Source organism: Dysgonomonas sp. HGC4 (assembly GCF_001261715.1).
Lineage (GTDB): Bacteria > Bacteroidota > Bacteroidia > Bacteroidales > Dysgonomonadaceae > Dysgonomonas_A.
This window is the reverse complement of sequence record NZ_CVRU01000118.1, coordinates 1-9,787: the sequence shown is the minus strand read 5'-3', so window position 1 is coordinate 9,787 and position 9,787 is coordinate 1. Positions and strand designations below refer to the sequence as shown.

The 9,787-nt window shown below is 35.6% G+C and carries 7 protein-coding genes; 2 read left to right on the top strand and 5 right to left on the bottom strand.

What is annotated here, in order from left to right; translation table 11 throughout:
• Positions 1 to 116: 116 nt before the first annotated feature.
• Both HGC4_RS12160 and mutS read left to right on the top strand, forming a co-directional pair.
• Positions 117 to 1,079 carry a hypothetical protein gene (locus HGC4_RS12160; protein ID WP_050710413.1) on the top strand — a complete coding sequence of 321 codons (963 nt, stop codon included), beginning with the start codon at positions 117 to 119 and terminating at the stop codon, positions 1,077 to 1,079.
• A gap of 139 nt (positions 1,080 to 1,218) precedes the next feature.
• Positions 1,219 to 3,801 carry a DNA mismatch repair protein MutS gene (gene mutS / locus HGC4_RS12155; protein ID WP_087880172.1) on the top strand — a complete coding sequence of 861 codons (2,583 nt, stop codon included), beginning with the start codon at positions 1,219 to 1,221 and terminating at the stop codon, positions 3,799 to 3,801.
• 93 nt (positions 3,802 to 3,894) lie between these two features.
• On the opposite strand, the gene HGC4_RS12150 is transcribed toward mutS, so the two are convergent.
• The 5 genes from HGC4_RS12150 to HGC4_RS12130 form a co-directional block, all read right to left on the bottom strand.
• Positions 3,895 to 5,010 carry a glycosyltransferase gene (locus HGC4_RS12150; protein ID WP_050710411.1) on the bottom strand — a complete coding sequence of 372 codons (1,116 nt, stop codon included), beginning with the start codon at positions 5,008 to 5,010 and terminating at the stop codon, positions 3,895 to 3,897.
• A complete protein-coding gene (locus HGC4_RS12145; RefSeq protein WP_050710410.1) occupies positions 5,007 to 6,071 on the bottom strand; it encodes a glycosyltransferase family 9 protein in 1,065 nt (354 codons plus the stop codon). Before HGC4_RS12145 ends, HGC4_RS12150 begins: the two co-directional genes overlap by 4 nt.
• A 46-nt stretch (positions 6,072 to 6,117) precedes the next feature.
• Positions 6,118 to 6,729: a DUF4254 domain-containing protein gene (locus tag HGC4_RS12140; protein ID WP_050710409.1), complete on the bottom strand. Its 612-nt coding sequence runs from the start codon at positions 6,727 to 6,729 to the stop codon at positions 6,118 to 6,120.
• Between the two features lie 192 nt (positions 6,730 to 6,921).
• Positions 6,922 to 8,463, bottom strand: coding sequence for a YifB family Mg chelatase-like AAA ATPase (locus HGC4_RS12135; protein WP_050710408.1), 1,542 nt, complete (start codon positions 8,461 to 8,463; stop codon positions 6,922 to 6,924).
• A gap of 131 nt (positions 8,464 to 8,594) precedes the next feature.
• Positions 8,595 to 9,662, bottom strand: coding sequence for a DUF4369 domain-containing protein (locus HGC4_RS12130; protein ID WP_050710407.1), 1,068 nt, complete (start codon positions 9,660 to 9,662; stop codon positions 8,595 to 8,597).
• Positions 9,663 to 9,787 lie beyond the last annotated feature (125 nt).

Below are 9,787 nucleotides of genomic sequence, written 5' to 3'. Positions count from 1 at the left end.
TCCCCGACAGTCCTTTTGAAAACTTTACAAACACAAAAACTTCAAGATAAAATATATCTGATTATATTTAGAAAAAATATTTATCACACTAAGTAAACACAGATAATAAAAACGAAATGTACCGATATTCACTTTTTATACTTTTTAATATTGCCATAGCGTACGGTTCACTTAATACTCAAACAACTACAAAAAACGACTTCGATTATACAACCTTTAAGTCTTATTTTGGCGATCTTTTACCTAAAAGATCATCTGATTCCCTTTTAGCAAGAAATAGCTTTACAGAAAAACTGTACACCTCTGATTCCGCCGATGAAAAAATATACGCAATCGGAAAAATAGACAATCATAAGGGAAATGATTTATTCGTTATCCGAAAAACTCTAATATATAATGATTTTGATGAAAGAAATCTAGATTTTTTGGCTCTTCTAGTTTTCAAAGACGAAACACTGATAAATGGGATAGACAATGAACTGATATTAGAGAATTCGCCAATAAGTGATGGAGGAATTTTCCAGCAATCATACGTTTTTGAGCCTGATACAACTCTAACTATTACAACTTTCAGAAGTGACTGTTGCAGCTCATCAGGATACGTAACTCCTATTGAAAATAGATCGACTATTCGTTTTGAGATTGATTCGGCAGGACACATCATACTCAAAAGAATAGATAAATGTGCATTTTCGTCTCCATTCTTTCAGATTGATTATCTCAATAAAATGCAAAAGGATAATAACTCATCGCATCCTACAGAAGATAATGAATACCAATTACAAATAGGAAATTGGGCTCTGCCAATAAATTTCTCAGAGGATGCTATAAGGTTCTTCTTTAATGTAATCTCTTACAATGGAAATTTACGGTCTCAATTTATAAGTCGCCACAAACAAGGAAACACACTAGATACATATATTGTTGGAGCTAATAACAGTTTGGCACAACAAGAAATAATCCAACCCAAAGGAGCATCAATTAAGTACACTATTAACATCCAAACATCTGATGGAGAATTAGAATCAACGCCTGCGGGAAGGTTCAAGCTTAAGAAGATGAGCTTTATTTCGGACTGAAATTGCCTTTTTAATACTTTAGAGGAACACTTCTATAATCTACAGATTTTTTCTAACTTTGTTTATTCAAGTAAATAGAATAGTTCTAAATAACAAAAACTATACAATTGTGTCGAAAAAAATAGCCGAAACGCCCTTAATGAAACAATACTTTGAGATCAAGAGTAAACATCCTGATGCAATACTTTTATTTCGGGTGGGTGATTTTTACGAAACATTCTCACAAGATGCTATCGATACTGCCGAAATTGTAGGTATCACTCTCACTCGAAGAGCCAATGGAGCTGCTCAGTTTGTAGAGTTGGCAGGTTTTCCTCATCATGCCTTAGATACTTATTTACCAAAACTTGTTCGTGCAGGAAGACGTGTTGCTATATGCGATCAACTTGAAGACCCCAAACAAACGACCAAACTGGTAAAAAGAGGTGTAACCGAATTGGTTACTCCCGGTGTATCAATCAATGATAATATACTCAACCACAAGGAGAACAATTTCCTTTGTGCTATTCATTTTGCAAAGAAAAACTTCGGAATATCATTTCTTGATATATCTACAGGTGAATTTATGATTGCAGAAGGCAGCAAAGAGTATGTAGACAAACTACTTGCTAATTTTTCGCCTAAAGAAGTATTGATAGAGCGCAGCAAAAAGAAACTATTTGATGAATATTTTGGAGCTCGCTTCTTTACATTCGAATTAGATGACTGGATTTTCACACAAGATGCAGCAAAAGACCGTCTATTAAAACACTTCGAAACCAAAAACCTCAAAGGATTTGGTGTTGAACATCTGTCGGACGGGATAATCTCTGCCGGAACAGTGCTTCATTATCTGGATTCAACTCATCACACACAGATAAGCCATATCTCTTCTCTTTCAAGAATAGAAGAAGACAGATACGTTCGTTTAGATAAGTTTACAGTACGTAGCTTAGAGCTTATTTCTACGATGAATGAAGGTGGGAAATCGTTACTTGACATTGTCGATAAAACTATATCTCCAATGGGCGCGCGTATGCTTCGCCGTTGGTTGGTTTTCCCTCTGAAAGAAGTAAAACCAATAAATGACCGTTTAGCGGTTATCGAATATTTTTTCCGTGATCCTAGTTTAAAACAAATACTCGAAGAAAAGCTTGCCCTTATCGGCGATTTAGAACGTATTATATCCAAAGTAGCCGTAGGACGCGTCACTCCTCGTGAAGTAGTTCAACTTAAGGTCGCTTTAAAAGCTATTCAACCTATTAGAGATTTGTTTCTTGCTTCCGATGAACCTAGTTTAAAAGAAATAGGTGAACGGCTTAATCCTTGTCCTATCATTAGTGATAAGATAGAGAAAGAAATACAAAACGACCCTCCCGCACTTCTAAACAAAGGAAATGTAATTAACAAAGGGGTAAACGAAGAATTAGATAAACTTCGAGCCATTGCCTATTCGGGCAAAGACTATCTTTTGCAGATACAGCAACGTGAAATAGAAACTACGGGTATTACATCGCTAAAAATCAGCTTCAATAATGTCTTTGGCTACTACATAGAAGTTCGTAATTCACACAAGGATAAAGTACCTGCTGAGTGGATTCGTAAACAAACACTTGTAAATGCAGAACGATATATTACTCAGGAATTAAAAGAATACGAAGAGCAAATACTTGGTGCAGAGGAAAAGATTTTCACTCTTGAGACCACCATCTACAACAATCTTGTAGCTAGCCTAATTGAATACATACCAACTATTCAGGTAAATGCAAACCTTATTGCTCGTACCGACTGCTTACTTTCGTTTGCTAAAACGGCACAGGAAAATAAATACATCCGCCCTAATATCGAAGACTCTGATGTTCTCAATATAAAGAACGGAAGACACCCCGTAATAGAAAAGCAACTACCTCTTGGTGAGTCATACATTGCAAATGATGTATTTCTGGATAGTAATTCTCAACAAATTATCATCATCACCGGACCTAATATGGCGGGTAAGTCGGCTTTACTACGTCAGACAGCCTTAATTACATTAATGGCGCAGGCTGGGAGTTATGTGCCTGCCGAATCGGCTCAAATAGGCATTGTTGATAAGATTTTTACTCGTGTAGGAGCTTCCGATAACATATCATTGGGAGAATCGACCTTTATGGTGGAAATGAACGAAGCATCTGATATTCTAAATAACCTATCAGATCGTAGTTTGGTCTTATTTGATGAATTAGGACGTGGAACAAGTACTTACGATGGTATCTCCATCGCTTGGGCTATTGTTGAATACATACACGAACATCCTAAGGCAAGAGCCAAAACTTTATTTGCAACTCACTACCACGAGTTGAATGAGATGGCTAAATCGTTTAAGCGAATTAAGAATTTTAATGTTTCGGTAAAAGAAGCCGACAATAAGATAATATTCCTACGTAAGTTGGTAAAAGGAGGTAGTGAGCATAGTTTCGGTATACACGTGGCTAAGATGGCAGGTATGCCTCAAAGCATTGTGAAACGTGCAGACACTATTCTTAAGCAATTGGAAACCGATAATCGCAAACAAGGTATTGCTAAACCTATTGCCGAAATCAATGAGAAAAGAGAAGGCTATCAATTAAGCTTCTTCCAATTGGACGATCCTGTACTTAGTCAGGTTCGTGATGAGATTCACTCATTAGATGTAAATAATCTTACACCTATGGAAGCCCTCAACAAACTAAGTGATATTAAGAAAATCGTATCGGGGAAATAAATCTGATATTTTTCAGTACTTCGATAAATAAAACAATTATAGATAATCACAGTTATAAAATATAGCTGTGATTTTTTTATATGCTTACCCTATTTATTCTCGTAGAAAAAGCTGAAGTGATTGCACAAAATTCAGCCATGACAAACGCTTTTTCTCAGTCTGCACATTATCTAAATAGACTTGGGTATCATTTTCAAAATAGGACTTAATACCCTCTGAAATAGCCTCCGGAGAGACCTTAACTACAATACCGGTAGCAGACATTGAAATAGTTTCACCCAATGCCCCCACATTAGTAGCTATCATTGGCAACTCCATCTGATAAGAGACAGCCACTACCCCACTCTGCGTAGCATCGCGATAAGGTAACACCAATATATCTGCAGCCGAAAACAATGTGGTTACCATATCATCTGGGATATACTGTTCAAAAACCTTGATATTCTCCTTTAATGGAGATTGATCTATTAATTGCTGATATTTCTGAAAATCACCGTAACACTCTCCTGCTATGATTAACTGATAACTATCATCTAAATAAGACATCGATTCTATCAACAAATCCAGACCTTTATAGTCACGAATAAGTCCAAAGAAAAGGAGGTTCTTTTTATCTGCATCAACATCTAAGAGTTTGCACGCCTCCGATTTACTTATTCTCTCTTTATAGTGATCATAAATAGGATGTGGAGTTACAAGCACTTTAGCCTGAGGAATAAGCTTTTCTAAGTCATCCTTAACGGGCTCACTCAGCACAATAAAACTGTCGCATTTCTCAAAGAAGTATTTTGCAAATATTTTATCAAAAAAACGCTTTTCGTGAGGTATTGCATTATGAATAAGAGAAATAATCTTTATCTTATTATCCAACAAACGGCATATTGTACCTAAAGCAGGCGCAACAAATGGCATCCAATAGACAACAATTACAACATCAGGATTATATTTGTTTATGGCTTTAGCTGTAGATAGCCACGAAAGTGGATTAACACTATTAAGGATTCGTTCTGACTGAAGAGACAATGAGGAATCTTCGCCTTCTACATATTGGGTTTTCCCCGGAAAAAGAAAGGATGGATATAATAAAGAGAAAGAAAAAGCTGATACTTCTACACCTTCTGTTCCTTGAAACTCTTGATAGAGCCTATTACTAAAGGAAGCAATCCCTCCCCTATAAGGATAGAATGGTGATAGAATAGCTATTTTCATTGTTCAACTTCGTCTGTGTTATCTATACGTCTTCTACTGTAAAGAACTTCGTCTACCTTTTTAAGTATTCTTTCTTCGGATATCGAATTCAGGCAAGCAATATCACCTCTATAACAAGGTACTTGACCAAATACTGAACATGGATTACATTCTATGTCTGACAGTATAGCATTGTTCGGATCTTGACCAAAACCATAAAAGCCTAAATGAGGGTGTGTTGCTCCCCATATTGAGATAACTGGAACCTCTACCAAAGATGCTAAATGCATATTAGCAGAATCCATAGAAATCATCAAATCCAAATAAGACATTAAAAGAAGCTCATTTTCTAGATTTAATTTCCCTGATACAGCAATTATATTTGAATATGTAGCTGCCCATTTTTCCATAAGAGCACGTTCCTCAGGTCCTGATCCAAATAAAAATAGAGTAGTATCAAGTTGCTGAGAAAGTTTTGCAACAACATTCTCCATTTTATCAAGAGGATATACTTTTTCGGCATGCTTCGAAAAAGGAGCAATACCAATCCAACGTCCTTTCTTTTCGGTAACAACAGCTCTTAGGGGATACAAAGAGCGCTCTTTTAGTTCAAAGTAGTTGGTAAATACCATTTCTGCAGGGAATCCAAGGTCTTCCAGCACCTCCATATAACGCTCTGTGGTAGGTATTAGAGGAGGGTTTACGACCTTGCTATCGATCATTTGCTTTTTTTCTGCACGTCCTTTGTCTATATGAGCTACCTGCTTTCCTAAAATAGACATGTAAAAGCGAATAATTTTTGTTCTCAACACATCATGGACATCTGCCACATGAGTATATTTGTATCGAGTGACACTACGTAGCAATCTGAATATTCCCCAAAAACCTTTATGATGGTTATTTACATCAATTGTTACTGCATTTATGTTGAATCCCAGATTTTCGAATAACGGGGCAAAAGCTTTACGGGTCAGTACAATAAAACGATCCTGAGGATATCGTGCTGCCACGGAAAACACAACAGGAACTAACATTGCAACATCGCCAAATGAAGATATTCGAGTAATTAAAACTCTCGCCATTGTAAATTAAAATATTTATTTTTATTGTAATACAAAACAGTAAACCTTATTTACTTTTCTTTTCGTAGAGGACAGGATTCAAATCAGGATCATTATACATTTTCATCTGTTTGTATACCTTCATATATTTCGATCCTGCTTCAATATCTTCAAGCAATTCATTTATAGCAGTTGAAAGATCTTTACGTTGCTCAAGAAGAATAGCTAATTTTTTAGAACACTGCTCATGGTGTGCAGCATCTACGTCTTTACGATCTACTTCCTGTTGCATATGATACAATTTCAACGCCAATATTGATAAACGATCTACCGCCCATGCAGGACTTTCAGTATTTATCTTAGCATCTGCTTTGGGTTGGATATCTTTGTACTTATCCAAAAAGTAACTGTCAATCAATTCAACCAAATCAGTACGATCTTGGTTCGATTTATCGATACGACGTTTAAGTTCCAACGCAGCCACTGGATCAATGTTAGGATCTCTGATTATATCTTCAAAATGCCATTGAACCGTATCTATCCAATTTTTTAAATACAGATAGTATTCTATCGTTTTAAGCTCATAAGGATTAGATATAGCTGTATCAACATTATCAGTTACATGATAATCTTTAATAGTCTGATCGAAGATCGAATTACACAAGCTTGTAAATTTCATATCAATAATTTTAACAAATAAATTAGAAACGAAAAAAGGTACTTTTAATTATCACACTTATTGTAAAAAAAAACAATATCTGCTAAATAAAAATACCTCCAACCAATATATATACAAATATATATATTTTTTTCATATTTAACAGAGTTATACCAATGAAATAGAAAAATAGATGTACTACCAAATTAAAAATTATTTGGTAGCCCAATTTTCTCTATCTAGATTTCGGTAATTAATAGCTTCCGCCAGATGCTTGGATAAAACCTTCTCTGAACTATCTAGATCAGCGATAGTCCTTGAAACTTTAAGAATCCGGTCATAAGCCCTTGCCGAAAGATTAAAGCGATCCATTGCTATTTTCAACAATTGTAAACCATCTTCATCGGGCGTGGCATATTTACGCATCAATTTAGATGTCATCTGAGCATTATAATGTACAGTGTGTTCACCTTTAAATCGTTCGTCTTGAATGGCTCTGGCCTTAATCACCCTTTCTCTTATTGAAGAACTATCCTCAGCCGTTCCCGAATTAGATATTTTTTCGAAGGGAACAGGAACAATCTCAATCTGAATATCTATTCGATCTAGTAATGGTCCTGATATTTTATTCAAATATCGCTGTACAACTCCTTGCGGGCATACACATTGCTTCTCGGGATGATTAAAATATCCACAAGGGCAAGGATTCATAGAAGATACCAGCATAAAACTAGACGGATATTCGACCGTAAATTTCGATCGGGAAATAGATATAGATCTATCTTCTAAAGGTTGCCTCAAAACCTCTAGTACACTTCTATTAAACTCTGGTAACTCATCTAAGAATAGGACTCCATTGTGAGCCAGACTAATTTCTCCCGGTTGTGGATAAATTCCTCCGCCAACCATTGCTACATCAGAGATCGTGTGATGAGGGGCACGAAATGGACGAATACACATCAGGGAAGTATCAGTTCCTATCTTACCTGCCACACTATGTATTTTGGTTGTTTCTAGAGCTTCATGCAGAGTAAAAGGAGGAAGAATGGATGGAAGACGTTTTGCCATCATCGATTTCCCTGCTCCGGGAGGACCTATCATAATAATATTATGACCACCAGCAGCAGCAACTTCTATTGCCCGTTTTACATTTTCCTGCCCTTTCACATCTGAGAAATTGAACTCAAAATTCTGTTGATTATTCAAAAACTCAGCCCTTGTATCTATTATAATACGTTCGAGCTCTAAATCATTATTAAAAAAATCAACAACCTCCGTTATGCTCTCAACACCATATACTTCAAGATTATTGACCACTCCTGCTTCTTTAGCATTCTTTTTGGGCACAATCAAGCCTTTAAAGCCAAGCTCTCTAGCTCTAATAGCTATGGATAAAGCTCCTTTGATAGGAAGAATAGAACCATCTAAAGATAATTCTCCCATCAACATATAATGATCCAGCTTATCGGTTTTCAGACTATCCGAAGCAGCCATAACACCAATAGCCAACGGAAGATCGTATGCCGATCCTTCTTTTTTTATGTCAGCAGGAGACATATTAATTACAACTTGTTGACGTGGAAATTTATAACCGTTTACTTGTAGAGCCGAAATTATACGCTCGTGGCTCTCTTTAACGGAGGCATCGGGAAGCCCTACTAACATAAATTTGATTCCTTTCGAACAGTTAACTTCTATTGTTATTTGTGTTGCATTGATTCCTTGTACAGCTGCACCAAAAACTTTTACTAGCATTCTTTTGTGTTATAAGTAAAAAAAGAAAGACGATACTTTCAATCCAATTTGTGTCTACAATGGCAAATATAAAAGAAAAAAAGAGAGATTTAACAAAACCTCTCTTTTCTATATATCTATTTTTTCTTTATCTATTCTTTGTATAGTTCCAATAATGCTTCAAAAGTTACATCTCTATCTTCAATTACTCCATCCTTAGAAATAAGGATCATATAAGGAGCTTCTGTTACATTATATTTCTTCACTGCTTGCGAATTCCATTTTCGTCCATCTAGTAGCACAGTCCAATCCAATGAATTAGCAATTTCTACAATCTTAGGATCCGGAGATTTATCATCTTCATCAATGACAATAGCAACAAATTGAACCTTATCTTTTAATGTCTTTTGAGTTTCTTTCAACAAATTAAAATAAGCTTCATTGGAAGGAGCTTCTTTTAGATCGAAAATTAACAAAACAGGCTTCCCTCTGAAGTCTTTCAAGCTTACCGATTTTCCTCGTGTACTTTGCAAAGTAATGTCCGGAGCTACCGAACCTACCATTGAGATTTTAACCCGATCATAGTAGTCTTTTAAAGAAGTTGTCAGATAAAAATTGGCAGCCTCACCTTTCAACAAATCAATATCATTACCTAATAAATCAACCGAAATATTATTAATAGAAAAATCATTCATCAATATTACTGCAGCTATTTTAGCAGGATCGCTTTCAACGCATTCACGAACACAGCGAGCCAATTGATAATTAACATTTTTCAATTCCGATACATCCAGATTCTCATTTTTAGCCAATATCCTATATCTGGACTGTAATATATTTGCATTCTTCTTTTTAAAGTCTGCCAAGTCATTATTGACCCTACCTCCTCTTATTTCCACTAAATCTCCCTCTAAAGCATTACCTGTAATACTAACTTTGTAATTGGGTTCAAGAAAAAAGCGAAGAGGCTTTAGCCCTTCCCCTACAAACAAAGAAACTAAAGCTTGCGACTCTACCTTCCCTTTGTACGAAAATTTCCCTCCTTTTTCCACCGTTATAGTATCAATAGATACAGAATCTTTTGTTATTTCTTTTACAGCATAGATCGTAGGTACTGACAAATTTTCCAATTTACCTTCGACGGTAAAATTTACATCTGAGTTGGTACAGCTTGTTACACTTAAAATAAGCAGACTAAATATAACTAGCCCTCTTATCATTATGGTAGAGATTTTCAAAGTTTTCAATTTCTTGATTTTTTAGTACACTTTTATATGTACAAATATTATACCTATTTATATTAAAAAATACTATTTGTAGTAAATTTGAAACAAAGATAGCAATA

Coding starts and splice junctions, on each gene's coding strand:
- HGC4_RS12160 (WP_050710413.1), top strand. CDS start 117: ATGTACCGATATTCACTTTTTATACTTTTTAATATTGCCATAGCGTAC.
- mutS (WP_087880172.1), top strand. CDS start 1,219: ATGAAACAATACTTTGAGATCAAGAGTAAACATCCTGATGCAATACTT.
- HGC4_RS12150 (WP_050710411.1), bottom strand. CDS start 5,010: ATGAAAATAGCTATTCTATCACCATTCTATCCTTATAGGGGAGGGATT.
- HGC4_RS12145 (WP_050710410.1), bottom strand. CDS start 6,071: ATGGCGAGAGTTTTAATTACTCGAATATCTTCATTTGGCGATGTTGCA.
- HGC4_RS12140 (WP_050710409.1), bottom strand. CDS start 6,729: ATGAAATTTACAAGCTTGTGTAATTCGATCTTCGATCAGACTATTAAA.
- HGC4_RS12135 (WP_050710408.1), bottom strand. CDS start 8,463: ATGCTAGTAAAAGTTTTTGGTGCAGCTGTACAAGGAATCAATGCAACA.
- HGC4_RS12130 (WP_050710407.1), bottom strand. CDS start 9,662: ATGATAAGAGGGCTAGTTATATTTAGTCTGCTTATTTTAAGTGTAACA.